20 protein-coding genes and 2 pseudogenes are annotated in these 24,162 nt (G+C 68.4%); 16 read left to right on the top strand and 6 right to left on the bottom strand.

The annotated features are described in order from the left end of the window. Window positions 1–53 precede the first annotated feature (53 nt). Window positions 54–1,028, bottom strand: a complete 975-nt coding sequence (locus J8I35_RS31780) for a LysR family transcriptional regulator (RefSeq protein WP_209928942.1) — start codon at window positions 1,026–1,028, stop codon at window positions 54–56. Between the two features lie 142 nt (window positions 1,029–1,170). Between J8I35_RS31780 and aspA the strand changes: the two genes are divergently transcribed. Both aspA and J8I35_RS31770 read left to right on the top strand, forming a co-directional pair. Further along, the gene (aspA, locus tag J8I35_RS31775; RefSeq protein ID WP_050013764.1) at window positions 1,171–2,577 is read left to right on the top strand and encodes an aspartate ammonia-lyase; all 1,407 of its coding nucleotides are present in this window, start codon (window positions 1,171–1,173) and stop codon (window positions 2,575–2,577) included. A 77-nt stretch (window positions 2,578–2,654) separates the two neighbouring features. Next, window positions 2,655–4,160 (top strand): amino acid permease, encoded by a 1,506-nt coding sequence (locus tag J8I35_RS31770; protein ID WP_050013765.1) that lies wholly within the window; start codon window positions 2,655–2,657, stop codon window positions 4,158–4,160. Between the two features lie 84 nt (window positions 4,161–4,244). Here J8I35_RS31770 and J8I35_RS31765 read toward each other — a convergent pair whose 3' ends face one another. Beyond that, the gene (locus J8I35_RS31765; RefSeq protein WP_124593776.1) at window positions 4,245–4,928 is read right to left on the bottom strand and encodes a phospholipase; all 684 of its coding nucleotides are present in this window, start codon (window positions 4,926–4,928) and stop codon (window positions 4,245–4,247) included. 147 nt (window positions 4,929–5,075) lie between these two features. Between J8I35_RS31765 and J8I35_RS31760 the strand changes: the two are divergent. Continuing rightward, window positions 5,076–5,237, top strand: a pseudogene (locus tag J8I35_RS31760) (type II toxin-antitoxin system VapC family toxin); the annotation flags it as partial. A gap of 56 nt (window positions 5,238–5,293) precedes the next feature. On the opposite strand, the gene J8I35_RS31755 reads toward J8I35_RS31760, so the two are convergent. Further along, window positions 5,294–5,635 carry a hypothetical protein gene (locus J8I35_RS31755; protein ID WP_209928940.1) on the bottom strand — a complete coding sequence of 114 codons (342 nt, stop codon included), beginning with the start codon at window positions 5,633–5,635 and terminating at the stop codon, window positions 5,294–5,296. On the opposite strand from J8I35_RS31755, the gene J8I35_RS31750 reads away from it, so the two are divergent. The 6 genes from J8I35_RS31750 (at window position 5,634) to J8I35_RS31725 (ending at window position 11,339) form a co-directional block, all read left to right on the top strand. Continuing rightward, window positions 5,634–8,021, top strand: a complete 2,388-nt coding sequence (locus tag J8I35_RS31750) for an MCP four helix bundle domain-containing protein (RefSeq protein ID WP_124554086.1) — start codon at window positions 5,634–5,636, stop codon at window positions 8,019–8,021. The genes J8I35_RS31755 and J8I35_RS31750 overlap by 2 nt on opposite strands. A 22-nt stretch (window positions 8,022–8,043) precedes the next feature. After that, window positions 8,044–8,772 (top strand): methyl-accepting chemotaxis protein, encoded by a 729-nt coding sequence (locus J8I35_RS34895; protein ID WP_209928970.1) that lies wholly within the window; start codon window positions 8,044–8,046, stop codon window positions 8,770–8,772. After that, window positions 8,769–9,350: a hypothetical protein gene (locus tag J8I35_RS31740; protein WP_050013768.1), complete on the top strand. Its 582-nt coding sequence runs from the start codon at window positions 8,769–8,771 to the stop codon at window positions 9,348–9,350. Before J8I35_RS34895 ends, J8I35_RS31740 begins: the two co-directional genes overlap by 4 nt. A 22-nt stretch (window positions 9,351–9,372) precedes the next feature. Continuing rightward, on the top strand, window positions 9,373–10,332 hold the full coding sequence (locus tag J8I35_RS31735; RefSeq protein WP_209928938.1) for a chemotaxis protein CheX: 960 nt from the start codon (window positions 9,373–9,375) through the stop codon (window positions 10,330–10,332). A gap of 37 nt (window positions 10,333–10,369) precedes the next feature. Then, window positions 10,370–10,735 carry a response regulator gene (locus J8I35_RS31730; RefSeq protein ID WP_006486240.1) on the top strand — a complete coding sequence of 122 codons (366 nt, stop codon included), beginning with the start codon at window positions 10,370–10,372 and terminating at the stop codon, window positions 10,733–10,735. 145 nt (window positions 10,736–10,880) lie between these two features. Continuing rightward, window positions 10,881–11,339: a DUF3592 domain-containing protein gene (locus J8I35_RS31725; protein WP_209928935.1), complete on the top strand. Its 459-nt coding sequence runs from the start codon at window positions 10,881–10,883 to the stop codon at window positions 11,337–11,339. A gap of 22 nt (window positions 11,340–11,361) precedes the next feature. Here the strand turns inward: J8I35_RS31725 and J8I35_RS31720 are convergent, their stop codons facing one another. Then, on the bottom strand, window positions 11,362–12,240 hold the full coding sequence (locus J8I35_RS31720) for a LysR family transcriptional regulator (RefSeq protein WP_175974997.1): 879 nt from the start codon (window positions 12,238–12,240) through the stop codon (window positions 11,362–11,364). 137 nt (window positions 12,241–12,377) lie between these two features. On the opposite strand from J8I35_RS31720, the gene J8I35_RS31715 reads away from it, so the two are divergent. Further along, window positions 12,378–13,805 carry an MFS transporter gene (locus J8I35_RS31715; RefSeq protein WP_209928933.1) on the top strand — a complete coding sequence of 476 codons (1,428 nt, stop codon included), beginning with the start codon at window positions 12,378–12,380 and terminating at the stop codon, window positions 13,803–13,805. Window positions 13,806–13,993: 188 nt separating this feature from the next. Beyond that, the gene (locus J8I35_RS31710; RefSeq protein ID WP_209928931.1) at window positions 13,994–14,788 is read left to right on the top strand and encodes an enoyl-CoA hydratase; all 795 of its coding nucleotides are present in this window, start codon (window positions 13,994–13,996) and stop codon (window positions 14,786–14,788) included. A 188-nt stretch (window positions 14,789–14,976) separates the two neighbouring features. On the opposite strand, the gene alr is transcribed toward J8I35_RS31710, so the two are convergent. Next, entirely contained in the window at window positions 14,977–16,098 is a 1,122-nt protein-coding gene (gene alr / locus J8I35_RS31705; protein WP_209928929.1) for an alanine racemase, read from the bottom strand. A gap of 313 nt (window positions 16,099–16,411) precedes the next feature. Here alr and J8I35_RS31700 point away from each other — a divergent pair, with 313 nt between their 5' ends. Then, entirely contained in the window at window positions 16,412–16,783 is a 372-nt protein-coding gene (locus J8I35_RS31700; RefSeq protein WP_050013776.1) for an MAPEG family protein, read from the top strand. A gap of 48 nt (window positions 16,784–16,831) precedes the next feature. Here the strand turns inward: J8I35_RS31700 and J8I35_RS31695 are convergent, their stop codons facing one another. Further along, window positions 16,832–17,779 (bottom strand): LysR family transcriptional regulator, encoded by a 948-nt coding sequence (locus J8I35_RS31695; RefSeq protein ID WP_209928927.1) that lies wholly within the window; start codon window positions 17,777–17,779, stop codon window positions 16,832–16,834. A gap of 119 nt (window positions 17,780–17,898) precedes the next feature. Between J8I35_RS31695 and J8I35_RS31690 the strand changes: the two genes are divergently transcribed. The 4 genes and pseudogenes from J8I35_RS31690 to J8I35_RS31680 all read left to right on the top strand — a co-directional run bounded on the left by J8I35_RS31690 (window position 17,899) and on the right by J8I35_RS31680 (window position 23,769). Then, entirely contained in the window at window positions 17,899–21,438 is a 3,540-nt protein-coding gene (locus tag J8I35_RS31690) for an ABC transporter ATP-binding protein (protein ID WP_209928921.1), read from the top strand. 155 nt (window positions 21,439–21,593) lie between these two features. Then, a pseudogene (locus tag J8I35_RS34750) lies at window positions 21,594–21,809 on the top strand (hypothetical protein); the annotation flags it as partial. A 45-nt stretch (window positions 21,810–21,854) separates the two neighbouring features. Next, window positions 21,855–23,189, top strand: coding sequence for an aspartate aminotransferase family protein (locus J8I35_RS31685; protein WP_209928919.1), 1,335 nt, complete (start codon window positions 21,855–21,857; stop codon window positions 23,187–23,189). A 25-nt stretch (window positions 23,190–23,214) separates the two neighbouring features. After that, entirely contained in the window at window positions 23,215–23,769 is a 555-nt protein-coding gene (locus J8I35_RS31680) for a carboxymuconolactone decarboxylase family protein (RefSeq protein WP_209928917.1), read from the top strand. The last annotated feature ends 393 nt before the right edge of the window (window positions 23,770–24,162 follow it).

Genomic DNA, 24,162 nt, shown 5'->3' with positions numbered 1-24,162 from the left:
CGCCGCGCCGATGATGCCTCCGGCCCGCGATCCGGGCCGCGCATCGGCGCGCGCTACGCGCGTGCGTCGCGAATCTTCGCCAGCTCCCGCTCCGACAGCTCGCCGATCTGCGCGAGGTGTTCCGCGAGGAAATCCTTCAGCACGCGCAGCTTCGCCGAGCTGCGTCGGTTCGCCAGATACGCGATGTAGATGAATTCGCCGGTCAGCCGGTTCTGCAGCCGGTAGCGCGGCAGCACGGCTTCGAGCTGGCCGCTCGCGAGCAGGTCGCGCACCAGCCAGATCTCGAATTCCGCGATGCCGAGCCCCGCGCAGGTCGCCTCCAGCAACAGCTCCGAATGGTCGGTGACGAGATTGCCGGCCGGCAGCACGCTGTGCCGCGTGTCGCCGCGCACGAGCTCCCAGCGCGGATCGCCTTCCGGGTGCACGTAGCGCAGGCAGTTGTGATGCTTCAGGTCGTCCGGCGTCGCCGGGTGCCCACAGCGGTCGAGGTAGCCGGGCGTCGCGCACAGGATGCTGTCGTTGCGCGACAGCCGGTGGACGACCAGGTTGTCCAGGTAGTTCTCGCCTTCGTGGATGTCGAGATCGAAGCCGCCGGCCACGAGGTCGTTGTGGTTGTCGGTGAGCCGCACGTCGAGCTGGATCGTCGGGTAGCGCGCGAGAAACGGCGCGATCAGCGGCGCGAGATGGCGGCGGCCGAACGCGACCGGCGCGGTGAGCTTCAGCGGGCCGCTCGGCTGCGCATTCAGCTCGGCGACGACACGCAGCGTGTCGTCGAGATCGGCGATCAGTGTGACCGCGCGCTCCAGATAGATATGGCCGGCCTCGGTGAGCGTCACGCTGTGCGTCGAACGGTGCAGCAGCGCGACGCCGAGCGCTTCCTCGATCGCGGTCACCTTGCGCGCGACCGTCGACGTCGACACGTGCATCTCCTTCGCGACCGCCGAAAAACTCCCCGTTTCGACCACCCGCACGAACGCGCGCATCGCGCCCAGGTGATCGATGCCGGTTTCTCTCGCGCCTTTTTTCATTCGATTCTCGCTGTTGCGTCCCACGCAAAACCGCTTTCGATAATACAGAAGGGAGCATGTTTTTGCAAAGGCATAGAATGCGAACCCGTCGCGTCGGCAAGCGGCGGCCGGCGAGCGGCACGAGACATTTCAGGAGGGCACGATGGCAGAACACGGCTTCCGCGTCGAAGCGGATCTTTTAGGGAAACGAAGCATTCCGGATACCGCCTATTACGGCGTCCACACGCTGCGCGCGAAAGAGAATTTCGACATTTCGGGCCGCACCATCGCGTCGCTGCCGTACCTCGTGATGGCGCTCGCGTCCGTGAAGGAAGCGGCGGCCGACGCCAATTGCGAACTCGGGCTGCTGCCGCGGCCGTTCCGCGATGCGATCGCCGCCGCGTGCGTCGAGATCCGCGAAGGGCGGCTGCACGACCAGTTCGTCGTGGACGTCATCCAGGGCGGCGCCGGCACGTCGACCAACATGAACGCGAACGAGGTGATCTGCAACCGCGCGCTCGAAATCATGGGCCACGCGCGCGGGCAGTACGAATACCTGCACCCGAACGAGCACGTCAATCTCGCGCAGAGCACCAACGACGTCTATCCGACCGCGATCCGGATCGCGACGTGCTTCGCGGTCGAACATCTGCTGGAGGCGATGGCGCGGCTGCGCGATGCATTCGCGGAGCGGGCCGACGCGTTCGCCGGCTTGCTGAAGCTCGGCCGCACGCAGTTGCAGGACGCGGTGCCGATGACGCTCGGCCAGGAATTCTCGACCTACGCGGTGATGCTGACGGAAGACATCGCGCGGCTGCAGGAAGCCGGCTGGCTGATTCGCGAGATCAACCTCGGCGCGACCGCGATCGGCACGGGCATCACCGCGCATCCGCAATACGCGGAGAAGGCGCTGGCCGCGCTGCGCCGCATCACCGGGCTCGACCTGAGCACCGCGCCGAACCTGATCGAGGCGACGCAGGATTGCGGCGCGTTCGTCCAGGTGTCGGGCGTGCTCAAGCGGATCGCCGTCAAGCTGTCGAAGATCTGCAACGACCTGCGGCTGCTGTCGAGCGGCCCGCGCGCAGGCTTCGGCGAAATCAACCTGCCGCCCGTGCAGGCCGGCTCGTCGATCATGCCCGGCAAGGTCAATCCGGTGATTCCGGAAGTCGTGAACCAGGTCGCGTTCGAGGTGTTCGGCAACGACGTGACCATCACCTTCGCGGCCGAGGCGGGCCAGCTTCAGCTCAACGCGTTCGAACCGGTGATCGCGAGCGCGCTGTTCCGCAGCTTCAGCCACCTGACGGCCGCGTGCACGACGCTCGCGCAGCGATGCGTGAGCGGCATCACCGCGAATCCCGAGCGGCTGCGCGAAACGATGGAGCGCTCGGTCGCGCTCGCGACCGCGCTGAATCCGTACATCGGCTACAAGCGCGCGACCGCCGTCGCCGCCGAAGCGCATGCGACCGGCAAGTCGATCCGCGAGGTCGTGCTGGCGCGCGAACTGATGACCGAGGCGCAACTCGACGAAGCGCTGCAGCCCGAAGCGCTGATCCGGCCGCGCGCGTTCTGACGCGAGCCGGTTCGCGGTCGTACCGAAAGCGCCTCCGGAGCGGGGCGCGACACATCTACAAACAACGGAGACTCACGATGACACACCCCAGCGAGCGCCCGGCCGGTCCGGCCGGCGGCGCGGACGCCGCGCATGCCGATCCCGATGCGATGTTCGCGTCGCACGAAGCCGGCTATGCGAAGCAGTTGAAGCCGCGGCACGTGCAGATGATCGCGATGGGCGGTGCGATCGGCACCGGCCTCTTTCTCGGCGCGGGCGGCCGCCTGCAAAGCGCGGGGCCCGCGCTCGCGCTCGTGTATCTCGTGTGCGGCGTGTTCGCGTTCCTGATCATGCGCGCGCTCGGCGAACTCGTGATGCACCGGCCGACCAGCGGCAGCTTCGTGTCGTATGCACGGGAGTTCATGGGCGAACGCGCGTCGTTCGTCGCGGGCTGGATGTACTACCTGAACTGGGCGACGACCGGCATCGTCGACATCACCGCGGTCGCGATCTACATGAAGTACTGGGCCGTGTTCACCGACGTGCCGCAATGGGTGTTCGCGCTCGGCGCGCTCGGGATCGTGTCGGTGATGAACATGATCGGCGTGAAGGTGTTCGGCGAGATGGAGTTCTGGTTTTCGCTCGTCAAGGTCGGCACGCTCGCGGTGTTTCTCGCGGTCGGCGCGGTGTTTCTCGCGAGCGGCCATCCGGTGGCGGGGCAGATGACGGGGCTGCATCTCGTCGCGGATCACGGCGGGATCTTCCCGCACGGGATTCTGCCGGCCGTGCTGATCGTGCAGGGCGTCGTGTTCGCGTATGCGAGCATCGAACTCGTCGGCGTCGCGGCGGGCGAGACGGCCGACGCGCGCAAGGTGCTGCCGAAGGCGATCAACAGCGTGATGTGGCGCATCGCGCTGTTCTACGTCGGCTCGGTCGTGCTGTTGACGCTGTTGCTGCCGTGGACCGCGTACAGCTCGCATGAAAGCCCGTTCGTCACGTTCTTCAGCAAGCTCGGCGTGCCGTACGTCGGGACCGTGATGAACGTCGTGGTGCTGACCGCCGCGCTGTCGAGCCTGAATTCCGGTCTCTATTCGACCGGCCGCGTGCTGCGCTCGCTTGCGATGGGCGGCTCGGCGCCGCGCTTCGTGTCGCGGATGAACGCGCGCGGCGTGCCGTACGGCGGGATCCTGATCACGGTCGCGATCAACGCGATCGGCGTGCCGCTGAACTACATCGTGCCGGCGCAGGCGTTCGAGATCGTGCTGAACATGGCGTCGCTCGGGATCATCACGACGTGGGGCTTCATCGTGATGTGCCAGATCCTGTTCCGCCGCGCGGTCGATCGTGGCGAGATGAAGGCCGTGTCGTTCCGGATGCCCGGCGCGCCGTTCACGTCGTGGCTCACGCTCGCGTTCCTCGTCGGCGTGCTGGTGCTGATGGCGTTCGACTACCCCGGCGGCACGTGGACCATCGCGATGATTCCGGTCGTCGTGCTCGCGCTGGTGATCGGCTGGAAGCTGGCGAAACGTGGTGCCGAGCGCGAACGGGCGGCGGCGATGCCGGCATCCGTGCGCGCCGTTGCGGATCCCGCGCAGAACGCGTGATGAACGCTTGACGTCATGCACCGGGGCGTCGGTCCGTTCGCGGGCCGACGCCCCCGGTGCGTTCGGTTCCGGTTCAACTCACATTCAGTTCAGCCCGGCGCGCTCGCCGACCCATCGGCCGAAATCGCCGGCCATCTCCGCGGTCAGCTCGTGGCCGGCCGCATACAGCCGCGTGTCGTGCGCGACGCCGAGCGCCGTCAGCTTCGCGTCGGCCGTGTCGGCCCACGCGATGGGCAGCTTGTCGTCGAAGCGGCCGTGCATCACCAGCGCGTGCAGCGTGCTCAATGCATCGCGCGGCGCGATCAGCGGATCGATTTCCGGCAGGACGCGCCCGCACAACACGGCGAACGCGCTCACGTCGCCCGGCGACGTGAGGCCGACGCTCGCGCTCATGATGCCGCCCTGGCTGAAGCCGGCGATCACGGTCGGCAACGCGGGGGCCGCGCCATCTCGCGCGCGGAACGCATGCAGCAGCGTGATCAGTTGCATGCGGCTCTCGTCCGCACGCGCCGCATCGATTTGAGGGCCGTTCGGGCCGAAACGCACCGGAAACCATGCATGCTGATTGGGCCCGAACGTGAGCGGGCCGCGCAGGAACGCGATTTCGATGCGCGGATCGATCGTATCGGCCACGTTCAGCAGGTTGGTTTCGTTACCGCCGACGCCATGCAGCAGCAACAGGCGGGCGGCGGCGCGGCCGGTGGCCGGACGCAGCCGGTATTGAAGGCCGGATTCGGGTTCGGTGGTCAGCGGCAGGACGTCGGTCATTGCGTGGGTCCGGAAGAGGATCGATGCGACAGTCTAGAGCGAGCGGATCGGCAGGGGAATCGCCGGGACGGGATTGATTGTTTCCTGTTGGGAATGAATCGGGGCACGGGTCGTTTCGAGAGCCGGTCACGACGTCACGCGGCCACGCATCTGATCGCGGCCGGCACGCCGATCGGCCCCTACGACGCATTGATCGCAGGGCAGGCGCGTGCCCGGCACCTGGTGCTCGTCACGCACAACGTCCGCGAATACGAGCGCGTTCCGCGGCTGCAGTTCGAAGACTGGCTCGCCGAGCCGGACGAAGGCTGAACGGTCGATCATGCAGAGTCGACACTAACGAACCAGCCGGGCGAATACTGAGACGATTATAAAAAATACCAAAACAAACCGCCCGTCGATAATGCGCAAACGTTTTGTCGGAATTCAATAAGACGGATGTTGCGCGCATGAATAAAACAATGAATTTCCGCTATTCCGGCGATTCGTCGAGCACCGCAGCCGTACGGGGCATGGCGGCGGAAAGTTAACGGCAAATCCGCAAAAAACTTTAGGCATTTCCGCGCGCAATTAATCATTGCGATTTCCTCGATGACCGATTGGTTTTCGGTCATCGGACAGTCATACACCATCCCCGATAATGCGGCGCTCATTCTTTCAATAGACAAATGGGCGATCGAACCCGGATCGCCGCGGGGAGCTGTACTCATGACCATCCGTCATCGCATTACGCTGCTAGTCGTCCTGACGTTCTTCGCGCTGTCCGCGATCGGCGTCTACGCCGTGTACCAGACGCGCAAGAGCGCGTCCGAGGTGCGTCAGGTCACCCAGGGAATCGTGCCGAGCGCGCTTGCGTCGGCGGATCTCGTCGCCGACGTGAAGAACATCCAGATCGCGACGATGACGCTCGTCTACGCGCCCGACGCGAACACCGCCGCGCAGGCGCGCGACGAGCTGAAGGCGAAGCAGGCTGCACTGCGCGCCGCGCTCGACGGGCAGGCGAAATCGGCGGTCGGCCGCGCGCAGGAAGGGCTCGTCGCGCAGGCGAAGGACAGCGCCGCGAACTATTTCGCGGCGATCGACGACACCGTGAAGATGAAGACGGACGGCAAGGCCGAGATGGCGCAGGCGTACCTGTTCGCGAACGTCGCGCAGTATCGCGACGAACTCGAAAGCATCGTCGACACGCTGCGCGTCGAGAAGAACCGCCAGAAGGACGACGCGATCGGCGCGTTGAACGGGATGCTCGCGACCACGGCGACCGCGATCGCGGGCGTCGCCGGCACGGTGATCGTGCTGCTGACCGCACTCGGCTTCGTGCTGTATCGCCAGATCACGCGCCCGCTGATCGGGATGCAGACGGCGATGAGCGAGATCGCGACGAGCCAGGATTTCACGCGCCGCGTGCCGGTGGGCCGGATGGACGAAATCGGCCATTCGATCGTCGCGTTCAACGGGATGATCGAGAAGATCCAGGAGAACGCCGCGCAACTGAAGCAGAAGACAGCCGACATCCAGGCGATGCTGCAGAATATGCAGCAGGGCATCCTGACCGTCGTCGAAGGCGGCGTCGTGCATGCGGAGTATTCGGCGTACCTCGAAACCATCTTCGAGACGAACGACATCGCCGGGCGCGACCTGATGGCGCTCGTGTTCGACGATTCGGCGATCGGCGCCGACGCGCGCTCGCAGGTCGACGCGGCCGTGCATGCGTGCCTCGGCGAGGACAGCATGAACTTCGAGTTCAACGAGCATCTGCTCGTCAACGAAGTCGCGAAGCGGATGCCGGACGGCCGAGAGAAGTGGCTCGACCTGAGCTGGTCGGCGATCACCGACGAGACCGACACCGTGGTGCGCCTGATGTTGTGCGTGCGCGACGTAACCGAGATCCGCGAGCTGACCGCGCAGGCCGGCGAACAGCAGCGGCGCCTCGAGATGATCGGCGAGATTCTGTCGATCAGCCAGGACAAGTTCCACGACTTCGTGCACAGCGCGAAGGGCTTCCTCAGCGAGAACGAACGGATGATCCGCCAGCACGAGCGCGTCGATCACTCGATCGTCGCGGCGCTGTTCCGCAACATGCACACGATCAAGGGCAATGCACGCACGTACAGCCTGCAGCACCTGACGAACATCGTCCACGAAGCGGAGCAGGCGTACGAATCGCTGCGCCGCGCGGACGGCGGCCCCGAGTGGAACCGCGACGCGCTGATGGACGACCTGGCGCGCGTGCGCGAGGCCGTCGACCACTACGCGACGATCAACGCGGTCACGCTCGGCCGCAGCGGCGAGCCGGCACCGAATGGCGCCGATTTCCTGATGGTCGAGCGCGCGCACATCAGCGAGAGCCTGCGCGTGCTCGACGGCGCGGATCCGGCGAACGCGTCCGACTGGCACGCGGCGCGCGATGCGGTGCGCCGCATGCTGAGCCAGCTCGGCACGCAAGGGATCGGCGACGCGCTCGGCGGCGTGATCGAATCGCTGCCGTCGCTCGCGGCCGAGCTCGGCAAGCCGGCGCCCGTCGTGCATATCGACAGCCACGGCCAGCGCGTGCGCAGCGAGATCGTCGCGACGCTGAAGAACGTGTTCATGCACCTGCTGCGCAATGCGATCGACCACGGGATCGAATCGTCCGACGCGCGGCGCGCGGCCGGCAAGCCGGCGTCCGGCACGATCGACATCGCGGTCGGCGTGGGCGGCGGCGAACTGTGGTTCGTGCTCGCCGACGACGGCCGCGGCCTCGCGCTCGACCGGATTCGCGGCATCGCGCGCGAGCGCGGCTGGATCGATGCCGCGAGCGAAGCGGCGCTGTCCGACGAGGACGTCGCCGAGCTGATCTTCCGGCCGGGCTTCTCGACCGCTCAGATGGTGACCGAAGTATCGGGGCGCGGCGTCGGCATGGACGCGGTGCGCAACTTCCTGAAGCGCGACGGCGGCGATATCGCGCTGCGCTTCACCGACGATCGCGTCGGCGCGCCGTATCGCGCGTTCGAGACGATCGTGTCGCTGCCGGCGCGCTTCGCCGCGGACGGTGCCGCGCACGGCGCGGGGCACGCGCAGCGCGCGCGCAGCGCGGATATCGGCGCGGCGGAGTGACGGCGTGATCGTGCAGGCATGGATGATCCAGATGGCCGCCGCGCTGGCGGGCGGAGGGGGTGTCGCGGTCGCGGCGGCGGTCATGTTTCGCGTGATGCGCCAACGGCTCGTCGCGTCGATGGAACGCGACACGCACGCGTTACGCGGTGCGCTCGACGCAGCCGCCGCACGCGCCGATGAAGCGGCGTCGGCGCATGCGCAGGCAGCCGACGCATGGGCGCAACGCGAGGCGCAGCTGGAGGAGGCGCTGACGCGCGAGGCATCCGCGAACGGCGCGCAGCGCGACGCGGTGCAGGCGCTGTCGGCCGAGCGCGCCGCGCTCGCGCAGCATGCGCTGAAGATCGCCGACGAAGCCGCGCGTTTGCGCGGGCTCGCCGGCACGTTCGAGCGCTGGCACGAGCAGATGATCTCGCTGACCACGCAGAACCAGGACATGCGCGCGAAGAACCAGGAGCTGTCGGCGATCGTCGCGCACGTGTCGATCGTGTCGCTGAACGCGTCGATCGAGGCCGCGCGTGCAGGCACGGCCGGGCGCGGCTTCTCGATCGTCGCGAGCGAGGTGCGCGGGCTGGCCGCGCGCTCGCAGGAGCTGTCGAACAGCTATCGCGACAGCCTGAACCGCAACGATCTCGTGACGGCCGCGACGTTCCAGGACATCCAGGCCGGCGGCAAGATGATCACGGCCGCGCTCGCGACCGTCGAGACGCTGGCCGGGCAACTGCATGCACGGATCGAAGGAGAGGCCGCGTGATCAGCGCGCAGGCGAGGGCCGGTTTCGAGCGGATCTTCTTCGATGCCGCGCGCACGCGGCTCGCGGCCGGCGGCGTGTGCGACATCCGGCCGGCCGCCGGGCATGAACACGATGCGCCGGATCGCGTGCAAGCGAAGTCGCGATCGAAGCCGAAAGTGACCGGACATGTCGTCGTGCTGACGATCTCGGCGCTGCATTTCCGGCTGCTGCTCGCGCTGCGCTTCAGCGACGACGACGCGACGCGTCGCCATTTCGCCGGTGCGACGGCGGGCGCGAACAGCCAGCGGCCGCTGACCGACGCGTTCATGGAAGTCGCGAACCTGTGTTGCGGCGCGATCAACCAGGCGCTGACCGCGCCGTTTCCCGATCTCGGGATGTCGACGCCTTACCTGCTGAGCGGCGCGAGCCTCGACTTCATGCACGCGCTCTCGCCCGATTACGTGGCCGCATACGACCTGACGCTCGACGGCGACGTGCGGGTCGGCGCGACGCTGTGCGTGTGCGCGAACGCGCCGGTCGATTTCCACGTGCCGGAAACGGCCACGGTCGATACCGGCGGCGAGCTCGAACTGTTCTGACCGACCATCAGGAATCCATCAGATGACCGAAGACCAACCCGTCAGCAAGGTGCTCGTACTCGACGACAGCCGCGTGCACGCCGACGCGATCAAGCGTTTCTGCGACGCGCACAACCTGGTCGGCCTGACCGTGCGGCGCAGCCGGCTGCTGAAGGTGCTGCGCTCGAACATCGATCTCGGCGCGATCCTGCTGGCCGAGGATTACGGCGGCTCGCCGGCCGAGAGCGCGATCATCGCGACGCAAATCGACGCGCTGCGGCCCGAGCTGCCGATCATCCTGCGCCGCGAATCGCTCGCGTCGCGCGACGGGCTGCCCGATGCGCTCGCCCGTGTCGCGTGCGCGGCCTACGTCGCCGACGACATGACGCCGCTCGCGCGCGCGATCGACGAATATCTGTTCGGCCGCGACTACCCGAACGCGCTGGTGCGCGGCATCTCGGAGATCACCGAGGCGCGCCTCGACGGCCTGTTTCCGGGCATGACGATCGAGCACGACACGCCGTGCATCGTGCGCGACCAGATCATCTTCGGCGAAGTGTTCAGCCTGATCGCGCTCGAAAGCGCATGGTGCCGCGGCTACATGCTGTTGCAGACGAGCGAGCAGCCGCTGCTCGACATGATCGGCGGCACGCGCGACGGCGGCCGCGCGCCGGATTTCCGCGACGTGAACAGCGTGCTGGGCGAGCTGACCAACCTCGTGTGGGGCGCGTTCAAGAACCGCTATCTCGGCGACGCGGAGGCGCTGGCGCGCCATCCGGTGCAGGTGCCGCTCGTCGTCAATCACAAGCAGAAGTTCATCTCGTTCGGCGGCGACTGTCCGCAGCTCTGCTTCAAGTACCGGATGACCGATCCGGCCTCGGGGCGCTCGGTCCGTCTCGACCAGCGTTTCGTGTTCAGCCTCAGCTGGTCGCCGGAGGATTTCCGCGAATCGGTGCAGGACGTCGGGCCGATGGTCGAGTCCGGCGAACTCGAACTGTTTTGAATGTTGAAGTCGGCAACGACGAAAAGGGGAATACGACATGGCAAAGATTCTGGTGGTCGACGATTCGGGCACGGTGCGCGACGAAGTCGCGGGCTTCCTGCGCAATCACGGGCTCGACGTCGCGACGGCCGTCGACGGCAAGGACGGGCTCGCGAAGCTGAAGGCGACGCCCGGCGTGCGCCTCGTGATCAGCGATGTGAACATGCCGAACATGGACGGGCTGACGATGGTCGAGAAGATTCGCGGCGAACTGGCGAACACGGCGGTCAACGTCGTGATGCTGACGACCGAGAGCAGCCCGGCGATGAAGGAGCGCGGCAAGGCCGCCGGCGTGAAGGGCTGGATCGTGAAGCCGTTCAAGGGCGACGCGGTGCTCGACGCGCTGAAGAAGCTCGCGGGCTGACGCGCCCGCGGGCCGTCGAACGGTTGCGCGCGCAATTTACAGCGCGCCGGGATGTCCGTATCCTGCCGGATGCCGAGGGCGGCGTGGCGGCGCATCGTGCGCCGCACGCCCGGCATTGACGAACATCAGGAACGGAACGAAACCGATGGCATCCGAATACGGGCGACCCGCTGCGCGGCGCACGGGAATGCAGATCGCGAAGGGCGTCGTTTTTACCATCGTGGGCACGTGCATCCTGATCGGCGTCGCGCTGTACGCGCAGTCGACGCGCGAATTCCTGCGAACGTCGGTCGTCGTGCCGGGGCGTGTCGTCAAGCTGAACGCGGGCACGCATCATCCGGAGATCGCGTTTACGACGCTCACGGGCGAGCGGGTCGAATATGCGCAGGGCGGCGACGTCAGCGTGCAGGACGGCGCGACGGTCGAAGTGCGCTATGCGCCGGACGCGCCGAAGATGACCGCGCGGATGAATACGTTCGGCGCGATCTGGGGCGGCGTGCTGGCGATCGGCGCGATGGGGGCGGTGTTTTTCGCCGTCGGCGTCGGTCAGTTGTGGTCGGGTGTGCGTGCATGGCGCAGCGGGCGGAACGCGACCGCGCGCTGACGCCCTGAAGCGTGGAGGCTGGCTATCGGCTCGCCGCCGCCGTCGCGAACTCCTCGACGACGGCTTCGATCACCGCCTGCACGCGCGCGGTCTTGTAGAGATCGGCATGGGCGACGAGCCACACGTCGAAATGATTGCACCGCTGCGGCATGAGTCGCACGAGTTCCGGCTCGGTGTCGGCGCGGAAGCACGGCAGTTCCGAAATTCCGAGCCCCGCCAGCGTCGCCTCCACCAGCATCATCGTCGACGAGGTCTGGAACATCACGCGGCCGCGCGACGTCGGCTCGCCGCACAGCGCGTCCCACATCGTCGGCACCACCGGCTGCTGATACATCACCAGATCGTGCCCGTCGAACGCGCTGCCCGCGACCGGTTCGCCCCGTTCGGCCAGGTAGGCGCGCGATGCGTAGATGCCCGTTTCGAGATGCCCGAGCCGCCTGGCGATCAGGTCCGGCGATTCCGGCCGCAACGTGCGGATCGCGAGATCCGCCTCGCGGCGCGTGAGGTTGGTGATTTGCGCCGACGTCACGCACACGACGTCGATGCCGGCATGCCGGCGCCGCACGCGGGCGATCGCGGGCACGACGAAGCGCTTGCCGAGCGTGTCGGTCGTCGCGATCCGCACGGACCCGGCCAGTTGCTCGTCGAGCCCCATCACCCGGCGTTCGATCGTGAGCGACGCGCGCTCCATCGTTTCGGCCGGTTCAAGCAGCGCTTCGCCCGCGGTCGTCAGTACATAGAGGGACGGCGTGCGCAGAAACAGCCGGGCCGACAGTTCGTCCTCGAGCGCGGCGATCCGGCGCCCGACCGTCGCCTGGTCGACGTTCAGCTGCGCCGCGGCGCCGCGCAGCGTGCCGGTGCGCGCCAGCGCAAGGAAGAAGCGGGCGTTGTCCCAGTTCATACGGACTGATTGTGTCATCGGGCAGGCGGCGACGGACGGGAAACGATGATGCAAATCTGCATCGGGGAAATGCGAAATTATCACTTTTCCGCATCGCGCGCCCGGTCCTAGACTTCCGGCATCCGCATGGAGGTGTCATGTCCGATTGCCGTTCCGTTTCCGTCCCCGTTCCCCTCGCTGTGGCGGCCCCGAGCCGCGCGACGAAGCGCGAGCAGCGCCTGACGCTCGCGCTCGTCGCGGTCGGCATGTTCATGGCGGTGCTCGATTCGACGATCGTCAACGTCGCGCTGCCGGCGATGCGCACGAGCCTCGGCGCGACGGTCGCGGAACTCGCGTGGATCGTCGACGACTATACGCTCAGCTTCGCCGCGCTGATCCTCGCGGGCGGTGCGCTGTCCGACCGGTTCGGCGCGAAGCGCGTGTACCTTGCCGGATTGGCGCTGTTCGTCGGCGCATCGGCGGCGTGCGGCGTCGCGTCGTCGGTGGCGATCCTCGTGGCCGCGCGCTTCGTGCAGGGCATGGGTGCCGCGCTCTTTTTGCCCGCATCGCTCGCGATCGTGCGCAGCACGTTCGACGTGCCGGCCGAGCGCGCGCGGGCAATCGCGGTGTGGGCCGGCATCGCGTCGGTCGCGGTCGCGGTGGGGCCGGTGCTGGGCGGCATCCTCGTCGACGATTTGGGCTGGCGCAGCGCGTTCCTGATCAACGTGCCGACCGGCGCGGTCGCGTTTGCCGGCGCGGCGGCGCTCGTTCGCGCATCGGTCGCGCGGGATGTGCGCCACTTCGACTGGGCCGGCCAGTGCGTCGGTGCGGCGGCGCTCGGCGCGCTATGTTTCGCGGTGATCGAATTGCCGACCCGCGGCGCCGGCGCCACGGAGGTCCGCGCCGCATTGCTGATCGCCGCGCTCGCCGCCGGGGTACTGGTCGTCGTCGAGCGGCGGGCGCGCCATCCGATGGTGCCGCTCGCGTGGTTTCGCAATCGCGTGTTCGTCGCGATGAACCTGATGGGCAGTCTCGTCTATGTCGGCTACTTCGGGTTGCTGTTCGTGTTGAGCCTGTACCTGCACGGGCGCTTCGGCATGAGCGCGCGGCAAATCGGGCTGACGCTGCTGCCGTTCGCGCTGAGTCTGTCGCTCGGCAATCTGCTGTCGGGAAAACTGCATGGCCGCGTTCGTCCGGTCACGCTGATGGCGAACGGTCTTGCGATGGCCGCGCTGGCCATTCCGGCGATCGCGCTTGCGCTCGCGCTGCATGCGCGGTGGCCGGTGGTCTGGAGCGCCATGGCCGCCTTCGGAACCGGGACCGCGTTGTCGGTCGCGCCGATGATCGCGACGGTGCTCGAACAGGTGCCTGCCGACGCGGCGGGCGTGGCATCCGGGTTCCTCAACGCGGCACGTCAGGCCGGCAGCCTGCTCGGCGTGGCCGTGGCAGGCGCCGCGACGATACTGTTGCCGGATCTGACCGATGCGCTGTGGGCGGTCGCGGCGCTCGGCTGCGTCGCCTATGCGATCGCCGCGCTGGCCGCGAGGACGGCAGGCCGCGCGGACGCCGCGCAACGACGCCGTTGACGCGAGACGGGCACGGGCGTTGCGCATGGCCGGCTGACCGCCACGCATGCGCGTGCGCGTGCGGCACCGCGGCTGGACGCCGTGCGGAATGTGGAGGACCATTTCGTGACGATGCCGCGAACGGACGGATAAGCGTTTCGTCCGGTCGCGCTGCATCGAAACCTGCCGAACCCGTCAAGCGGAACACCATGGAACCCATTCACGAGACAGCCGAGCCGATCCTGCTGCGCGACGCGCACGACGGCGTCGTCACGCTGCGCCTGAATCGCCCGCAGCAGTTCAACGCGTTGTCCGAAGCGATGCTCTCGGCGCTGCACGATGCCTTCGATACGCTGGCCGCCGATCCGCACGTGCGCTGCGTCGTGCTGGCCGCCGAAGGCAAGGCGTTCTGTGCCGGCCACGACTTGCGGCAGATGCGCGGCAAGCCCGAACTCGACTACTACCGCACGCTGTTCGCGCACTGCAGCCGCGTGATGCTCGCGATGCGCGCATTGCCGGTGCCGGTGATCGCGCGCGTGCATGGCATCGCGACGGCGGCCGGCTGCCAGCTCGTCGCGGCATGCGACCTCGCGATCGCGGCCGATACCGCGCGCTTCGCGGTGTCGGGCATCAATGTCGGGCTGTTCTGCTCGACGCCGGCCGTCGCGTTGAGCCGCAACGTCGCGGCCAAGCGCGCGTTCGACATGCTGGTGACCGGCCGTTTCGTCGATGCGGCGACGGCCGCCTCGTGGGGGCTCGTCAACGAAGCCGTGCCCGAGGACGCGCTCGATGCGGCCGTCGCGCGCAAGGTCGCGGAGATCGTCGCGAAGAGTCCGGCCGCGGTGCGGGTCGGCAAGCAGATGTTCTATCGTCAGCGCGAGTTGCCGCTCGACGAAGCGTATGCGTACGCGGGCGACGCGATGGCGCGCAACATGATGGAAGAGGATGCGGGCGAGGGGATCGACGCATTCCTCGAGAAGCGCAAGCCGACGTGGCGTTCGTGATGCGGTGACGGAGGTGGGCAGGGACCGCGTTGTCTCCCCGACGGTGGGTGCAACGCGCTACGACGTGGCGCGTTGCCGCCGGTGCGCGAGGTGGTTCGCCGCAAAGCAGACGGGCCGCCAACGCGGCCCGCAAGCAAGTGGAACGGCATGCGCGGCGACACGGTGACGCCCCGCCGCAGCGCCTCCGGTCAGCGCCCGTAGCTCCCCGTCCGCAGCGCCGGCTGCACGGTCGACGCGCCGGGCGGCACGATCACGACCGGCACGCGGCGCGCGAGCGCGCACATCAGCTCGTAGCCGATCGTGCCGCTGGCTTCCGCGACGTCGTCCACCTTCACCTGGTCGCCCCACAGCTCGACGCTCGAGCCGATGCCCGCGTTCGGGCACGGCGTCAGGTCGACGGTCAGCATGTCCATCGACACGCGGCCGACGACGCGCGTCATCACGCCGTCCACCGCGATCGGCGTGCCGGTCGGCGCGTGGCGCGGATAGCCGTCCGCGTAGCCGCACGCGACGACGCCGATCCGCATCGGGCGGTCGGCCGTGAAGCGGCGGCCGTAGCCGACCGTTTCGTCGGGCGCGAGCGTCTGCACGCCGATGATCTTGCTGGTCAGCGTCATCGCGGCCGTCAGCGGCGTGTCCGCGATATCCCGCGCCGCGCCGGTCGGCGACGCACCGTACAGGATCGTGCCGGGCCGCACCCAGTCGCGGTGCGCGCGCGGATGCCACAGCACGGCCGCCGAATTCGACACCGAGCGCTCGCCCGGAATCCCGGCCGTGGTCGCATCGAACTGGTCGAGCTGCCAGTCGACTTCGCCTTCGTCGGCGTTCGCAAAATGCATCATCAGCGTGATCTTGCCGATCGACGGCGCGCTCGCCGCGCGTTCCCACGCGGCGCGGAACACGGCCGGCCGGTAGCCGAGCCGGTTCATGCCGGAATTCATCTTCAACTGGATGTCGAGCGGCTGCCGCGGCTTCGCGGCGATCAGCAGGTCGAGCTGTTCGTCGCAGTGCACGGCGACCGTCAGCCGGTGGCGATCGGCCAGCTCGACGTCGGCCGGTTCGAAGACGCCTTCGAGCAGCAGCACGGGCTTGTCCCAGCCGAGCTCGCGCACGCGCACGGCTTCGTCGAGATCGAGCAGCGCGATGCCGTCGGCGGCCGCGAGGCCCGGGTAGATCCGTTCGATGCCGTGGCCGTACGCGTTGGCCTTGATCACGGCCCACACGCGCGATGGCGCGACGGTGCGGCGGATGAAGTCGAGGTTGTGGCGAACGGCGTCGGGGCGGATATGGGCGACGATGGGACGGGGCATGGCAAGGGCTCGGGTCGGATGTCGTTCGGCGCAGGGTAGCGCGGGGGAAAAGGGGCTGGCCGGGGCTGGCCGCGCGCGGGGCGCGTCAAGCCAGTGTTGAGCGCTATGTTATGGGTGTTCGACCAGTTTTAATTAACGTATTTATCGACGATTTGGTGGAAATTTTGGCGGCGGCGCGGGCCGGGCGCCGTCATCCGCGGCGTGTGCGGCCGAGTCTCCCGTCTAGAAAACCCGTGCGCGAACGGCACGGCGCAATGCTAAGCTCTCGGCGATCTTGTCATTGATCAATGTAATCATAACGGAGGAGACTTTGATGACGACGTCCCAGCTGTGCCTGTTCATCGTGGCGCTGTTGCCGTTCCCGATGACGTTCCTCGCCAAGGCCCGCAAGGGTTACGACAACCGTACGCCGCGCGACTACCTGGCGAAGCTCGAAGGCTGGCGCGCCCGCGCGCAGGCCGCGCATCAGAATTCATGGGAAGCGCTCGCGCTGTTCGCGGTCGCGCTGCTGGTGGCGTGGCACAACGGCGCGAACGTGCATCGCGTCGACCAGCTCGCGATCGCGTTCGTCGCGATCCGCGTCGTCTATGCGCTGATGTACCTGCTGAACTGGGCGTCGCTGCGTTCGCTCGTATGGTTCGGCGGCATGGCGTGCGTCGTCGGGCTGTTCTTCGCGACGCCGTAAGCGGCCGCCCACGGGCAACGCGCCGCCGGCATTGCGTGCGGGCGCTCGTCAGGCGCCGCCCGCGCCTCGTGCGTGACTGTCATTGGATGCGGGCGCAACGATCTTCGACACGAACGGCGGCGCGTCCGCTTCGCTGCGCAGGAACGCGATCAACGGATCGAGCAGCCGGTGCCGCGTCGACGGATGGCGGCGCAGCACGAAGCGCCATGACGCATCGCGTGCGAGACGCGGCACCAGCGGCACCAGGCGCCCGCTGCGCAGTTCGGGCTCGATCAGCGGCACGCGGCCGAGCGCGATGCCCGCGCCGCCGACGGCCGCGCCGATCACCTGGCTGAAGCTGCTGTAGCGGACGATCTTCGTGTCGAAGTCGTCCGGCAAGCCGAAGTGCACGGCCCAGTTGCGCCAGTCGATCTCGGGGCTGTCCTCGTGCATCTCCTGCAGCAGCCGCGAGCGGCAGACGTGCTCCGATGCGTACGGAAACAGTTCGGGGCTGCAGACCGGAAACACGGTTTCCCGGATCAGCACGTCGTCGTCTGCGCGCAGCCGATGCGCGGGCACGTGCACGATCGCCAGATCGACGCTGCTGCGCGCGAAATCCGGCTCGTCGTCGAGCACGACCGCATGCAGCGGGGTGTCGGGATGCAGCGACGAGAATTCCGCGAGACGGCGCGCGAGCCACATCGACGAAAACGGCGCGTTGGCGGACACGGTGAGCCGTTGCGCGGTGCCGCGAATCTCGGCGCACGCGTCGGTCAGACGCGACAGCGCATCGCCGACCGCCGGCAGCAGCCGCGCACCGGCCGGCGTGAGGCTGATGCCGCCGAGCCCCGTGCTGCGTTCGAGCAGTCGCGCGCCGAGCGATTCCTCCAGCGAACGGATCTGGTGGCTGACCGCGCTGGTCGACACGTTCAGCTCGGCCGCCGCGCGCGCGAACCCGCCGAGGCGGACGGCCGCCTCGAAAGCACGCAGCGCGCTGAGGGGAGGAAGGTGCGACATGCGGGGTATTGTAGTTGACTCAACACCCGTTGAAAAATCATCTTTTGCCGCGCGCGGGCGGCGCGGGTAGCCTCGATCCGGTCCATAAAAACGCAACGAAACACCGACCGGAGGGCTGCATGTATTTCGACCGACGACTATGGGCAATGATGGCGGGACTGCGCTGGCGCGTGGCGGCTGCCGTCGCGCTCGGGCTGCTCGCGATGGGTGTCGGCATCCTGCGCTTCGTGTTTCTCGGCCGCGTGCTGGCGCTGGTGTTTTCCGGCGCGCCGGCGCGCGGCATCGGCGAGGCCGTCGCCGCAACGGCGGCTTGCGTGCTGCTGCGCGCATGGCTCGACCATCGCCGCACGGTGCTCGCGCAGCAGACGGCGGGCCGCGTGCAGGCGACGCTGCGCGCGCGGCTGTTCGACCGGATCGCCGCGCTCGGCCCCGCGTGGTTCAGCGGCGAACGCACGGGCGGCGTGATGCTGGCCGTCGTCGACGGCGTCGAGCAGTTGCAGACCTTCTTCGGCGTCTACCTGCCGCAGCTCGCGATCGCCGCGTGCGCGCCGGTCATGATCTTCGCGGTGCTCGCGTGGTGGGATGTGCCGACGGCCGCGATCCTGCTGGTCGCGGCGCTCGTCACGCTCGCGCTGCCGCAACTCGTGCATCGCGCCGACAAGCGCGCGGCGCTCGCGCGTTCGACCGCGTTCAAGGCGTTCGGCGAGGAGTTTCTCGACGCGGTGCAGGGCCTGCCGACGCTGAAGGCATTCGGGCAGAGCACCGCGTTCGGCGCGAAGCTGGCCGCGAAGGCGCGCGCGCTGTCGGACAGCACGTTCTGGGTGCTCGCGCTCGGGCTGCTGACGCGGCTCTTCACGGATCTCGGCACCGGCCTCGGCGCGGCCGCGGCGATCGCGGTGGGCGCGTGGCGCGTGCAGCACGGCGACATGAGCCTCGAAGCGCTGCTGATCGTGCTGATGGCCGGCAGCGAGATCTTCCGGCCGCTGCGCGACCTGCGCGCGGTGCTGCATCAGGGGATGATCGGCCAGTCGGCGGCGAATGCGGTCCATGCGCTGCTCGACGCGGGCGGTCATGCGCGTTCCGTCGACGCGCCGCGCGTAGCGGGCCTGCGGCCGGAGATCGTGTTCGACGACGTCAGCTTCGCGTATCCGGGGCGCCGCGCGGACGCGCATGCGGCGTTGAGCTTCACGGTGCGCGAGGGCGAGACGGTCGCGATCGTCGGGCCGAGCGGGGCCGGCAAGTCGACCATCGTGCGGCTGCTGCTGCGCCAGCACGACGCGCAGGGCGGTGCGGTCCGGATCGGCGGCCACGACGTGCGCACGCTCGATGCCGACCAGGTGCGCGAGATGATCGCGGTCGTCGCGCAGGATGCGACGCTGTTCGACGGCAGCGTCGCCGACAACCTGCGGCTCGGCCGCCCGGACGCGAGCGACGCGGACATGATCGCCGCCGCGCGCGCGGCCAACGCGCACGATTTCATCTCGTCGCTGCCCGACGGCTATGCGACGCGCATCGGCGAACGCGGGCTGATGCTGTCGGGCGGCCAGCGCCAGCGGATCGCGATTGCCCGCGCGCTGCTGCGCGACGCGCCGATCCTGTTGCTCGACGAGGCGCTGTCGTCGGTCGATGCGGAGAACGAAGCACTGATCCAGCAGGCGCTCGACCGGCTCACGCGCGGGCGGACGACGCTCGTGCTCGCGCACCGGCTGTCCAGCGTGATCGGCGCCGATCGCATCCTGGTGCTCGACCAGGGGCAGGTCGTCGACGAAGGGACGCATGCGGCGCTGATCGCGCGCGACGGCCCGTATCGACGGCTGATGGGGCCGCAGCTGGAAGCGGTCGCCGAAACCGTCGGCGCGGCGGCGGTGGCCGGCGCGACCGCGCGCGCGTCGTCGGCCCCGCAAGTGCGGCCGCTGAACGACGACGCGGCGACGATCGGCTGGCCGGAGACGTTGCAGACGCTGCTGCGCTTCGTGCGTCCGTGGAAGGGCAAGGTCGTGCTCACCGTGCTGTTCGGGATCGGCCGCGTGCTCGCGTTCATCGGTGTGGGTGTGATCGGCGCATGGGTGGTCGGCGCGGTGCCGACCGGCCATGTCGGCACCGGGCTGGTGGCCGCGCTGCTCGTGATCGCGCCGGTCGCGGCCGTGCTGCACTGGCTCGAATCGTGGCTCGCACACGACATGGCGTACCGGCTGCTCGCGGAAATGCGCATCGCGCTGTTCGCGACGCTCGAACGGCTCGCGCCGGCCGGGCTGCTGCGCCGCCGCTCCGGCGATCTCGTGGCGCTCGCGACGCAGGACGTCGAGACCGTCGAGTATTTCTACGCGCATACGCTCGCACCCGCGTTCGTCGCGGTGCTCGTGCCGGCCGGGGTGCTGGTGTTGCTCGCGTCGGTCGCGTGGCCGCTCGCGCTGGTGCTGCTGCCGTTCCTGCTGTGGGCCGGGCTCGCGCCCGTGCTGGCCCGGCGCGACGTCGACCGGCTCGGCACCGGCGCGCGCGACGCGCTCGGCCAGCTTGGCGCGCATCTGACCGAAACGATCCAGGGGCTCGCGGAACTCACCGCGTTCCAGGCGATTGCGCGCCGGCGCGCGGCGTTCGTCGCCGAAGTCGATGCGTACCGCCGGCAGCGCGCGAAGCTGCTCGACGATCTGTCGATGCAAAGCGCCACGCTGGAAGTTGCGAGCGGGCTCGGCGGACTGGCCGTCGCGGCGCTCGGTGCGTGGTGGTGCGCTCGCGGCGGGTTTCCGCGCGAGTCGTTGCCGCTGCTGGTGCTGGTCGCGGGGGCCGCGTTCATGCCGGTGGCCGAGATCGGCCAGGTCGCGCGCCAGCTTGCCGACACGATCGCGTCGACGCGCCGCTTGCGCGCGCTGGAGAAGGAGCCCGTGACGGTGACGGACGGCACGCACGCGATGCCGGGCAATTCGGCGGTGCGGTTCGACGCGGCGTCGTTCACGTATCCGGGGCGCAGCGTGCCCGCGATCGACCGCGTGAGCTTCGAGGTGCCGGCCGGCAGCACGGTCGCGCTGGTCGGCGCATCGGGCGCCGGCAAGTCGACGATCGCGAGTCTGCTGCTGCGCTTCTGGGATCCGCAGCAGGGCCGCGTGACGCTCGGCGGCGTCGACCTGCGCGACCTGCGGCTCGACGATCTGCGGCAGCACATCGCGCTCGTTGCGCAGGATACCTACCTGTTCAACGACACGCTCGAAGCGAACATCCGGCTCGCGGCGAGCGACGCGTCCGACGCGGACGTGCGGCGCGCGATCGACCACGCGGCGCTCGGCGACTTCGTCGCGCGGCTGCCGGACGGGCTCGCGACGCGCGTCGGCGAGCGCGGCGTGCAGTTGTCGGGCGGCCAGCGTCAGCGCGTGGCGATCGCGCGCGCGTTCCTGAAGGATGCGCCGGTGCTGATCCTCGACGAGGCGACGTCGCACCTCGACACGATCAGCGAACAGCAGATCCGCGCGGCGCTGGAGGACCTGATGACGCAACGCACGTCGATCATCATCGCGCACCGCCTGTCGACCGTGCGCCATGCCGACCTGATCCTCGTGATCGAGCAGGGCGCGGTGATCGAGGCCGGCCGCCACGGGGAGCTGATGGCGCGGCAGGGCGCGTATGCGCGGCTCGTGTCGCATCAGGCGAGCGGGGTCGCGGCGTGACCGCGCGGTGTGCCGGCCGCATCCGGTGTTGTCGATCGCGGGCTATTGACAACATATGTTGCGTCATTGTCTAATTCGTCATCGTGCGTTGCGAACGTCTGGCCGCGTGCGTCCCGACATCGTTTGACGGGGCCGGCCAATCGGGCGCACGCTGCATGGCGGCCGAATTGATCCTATTGCACGACATCCGCGTGCGCCTGGGCGAGCTCGCCCGCCCGGTATGCGACGCGTACATGCAGTAGAGCGACGCATGGCAGGCCGTGCGCCGCCGGCGCGGCCGTCCGTTCGTCGATGCGCTGCGGCAGGCTGCGCTCGCCGCATACCGCGGTCTCGTCGCGGAACTGGACGGGATCGCGGCTGGCGTCGGATGGCCGTCCGGGCACGCGCCGCACACATCCTGATCCATGAGGCCACGCATGACGACCGTTTTCCATCGCGCCCCGCGCGCCACCTTGCCCGTTGCCGTCGCAGGCGACGGCATCGAGATCATCGATTCGACCGGCAAACGCTATATCGACGCGTGCGGCGGCGCGGCCGTATCGTGTCTCGGTCACAGCAACCAGCGCGTGATCGACGCGATCAAGCGGCAGGCGCAGCAATTGCCCTACGCGCATACGTCGTTCTTCACGACGGAAGTGGCCGAGGAACTGGCCGACCGGCTCGTCGACGCCGCGCCGGCCGGGCTCGACCACGTATATTTCGTATCGGGCGGCTCCGAGGCGATCGAGGCCGCGCTGAAGCTCGCGCGCCAGTATTTCGTCGAGAAGGGCGAGCCGCAGCGCCGTCATTTCATCGCCCGGCGCCAGAGCTATCACGGCAATACGCTCGGTGCGCTCGCGATCGGCGGCAACGCATGGCGGCGCGAGCCGTTCCTGCCGCTGCTGATCGAAGCGCACCACGTGAGCCCGTGCTATGCGTACCGCGACCAGCAGGCCGGTGAAACCGACGAAGCGTACGCGCAGCGCCTCGCCGACGAGCTCGAACGGAAGATCGTCGAACTCGGCGCGGAAAACGTCGCGGCGTTCGTCGCGGAAACGGTGGTCGGCGCGACGGCCGGCGCGGTGCCGCCGGTGCGCACGTACCTGAAGAAGATTCGCGCGGTGTGCGACAAGTACGGCGTGCTGCTGATCCTCGACGAGATCATGTCGGGGATGGGGCGCACGGGTTACCTGTATGCGTGCGACGAAGACGGTGTCGCGCCCGATCTGCTGACGATCGCAAAAGGGCTCGGCGCGGGCTACCAGCCGATCGGGGCGACGCTCGTCAGCGACCGCATCTATCGCACGATCGTCGACGGCTCCGGCTTCTTCCAGCATGGTCACACGTACCTCGGACACGCGACCGCCTGCGCGGCCGCGCTCGAAGTGCAGCGCGTGATTACGGAAGAGAAGTTGCTCGACAACGTGAAGGCGCGCGGCGAGCAGTTGCGTGCGTCGTTGCGCGAGCACTACGGCGCGCATCCGCATGTCGGCGACGTGCGCGGCCGCGGGTTGTTCGTCGGCGTCGAACTCGTGCGCGATCGCGACACCAAGGCGACGTTCGACCCCGCGCTGAAGCTGCATGCGGCGGTCAAGCGCGAAGCGATGCAGCGCGGGTTGATGGTGTATCCGATGGGTGGCACGATCGACGGCGTGCACGGCGATCACATCCTGATCGCGCCGCCGTTCGTCTGTACCGCGCAGCAGATCGACACGATCGTCGAGCGGCTGTCCGGCGCGATCGGCGCGGCGCTCGCGTCGGCCGGCGCGTGAACCCCGACCTCACCGATTCCTCACCATGACAGACAGACTGCCTCCTTTCGATCCCGCGTCGGCCACCGACGAACAGAAGGCCGTGCTCGCCGATATTCTCAGCGGCCCGCGCGGCAACCTGAACGGGCCGTTCCTCGGCTGGATCGCGAGCCCCGAACTGGCCCAGCACGCGCAGAAGCTCGGCGCGTTCTGCCGCTATCGCACGGGGCTGCCGCTGCGGCTGTCGGAGCTCGCGATTCTGGTGACGGCCGCGCGCTGGCGCTCGCAGGCCGAGTGGCACATCCATCATCCGATCGCGCTCGAGGCCGGCGTGCCGGCCGCGACGGCCGACGCGATCCGGCTGGGCGTCGCGCCCGCATTCGAATCGGACGACGACGAGCTGATCCATGCGTTTGCCACCGAGCTGTACGACACGAAGCGCGTGAGCGATGCGACGTTCGCGCGTGCGCAGGCGCGCTTCGGCCACGAGACCGTGGTGAATCTCGTCGCGCTGCTCGGCTATTACGCGCTCGTCGCGATGACGCTCAACACGTTCGGTATGCGCGCAGACGGACAAACTGATTTGCCGTTTCCGGAATAATCGCCGCGGGTGCGTGCGTCGGCAGCCCGCCGCGCATGCATGCAGATTGCCGGAAAAGCCCGTATACGCGGGCGTTTCGGCACGGATCGGTCGGCTGTCTCGCCGCGTTGTAAGACGTACACCGCACGACTGCACCGTCAGAGCAGGAAATTTTCCCCGTCTCTAGAATTTCTTCGAAAGAGCTACGGGGGAAATATCGATGCGCTGGGTCCTGTTGATCGTGTTCATCAGAATTTGCTCCGAGAAACCCCGCCATTGATGGTGGGAAGGAAGGGCGTGCTGTTGACAGGCAGCTTCTTCCACGGGTTAGGATCATCGGCATGATCCTTGTCTACCGCTACCGCGTGAAGTCGCTCAACGGACTGCTCAACAAGCAGAGCCGTGCGGTGAACT

Origin of the sequence: Burkholderia sp. CpTa8-5 (genome assembly GCF_017815045.1) — a bacterium.
Classification (GTDB): Bacteria; Pseudomonadota; Gammaproteobacteria; order Burkholderiales; family Burkholderiaceae; genus Burkholderia; species Burkholderia sola.
The sequence above is the reverse complement of the archived record's forward strand: the minus strand, read 5'-3'. Positions and strand labels throughout refer to the sequence as shown.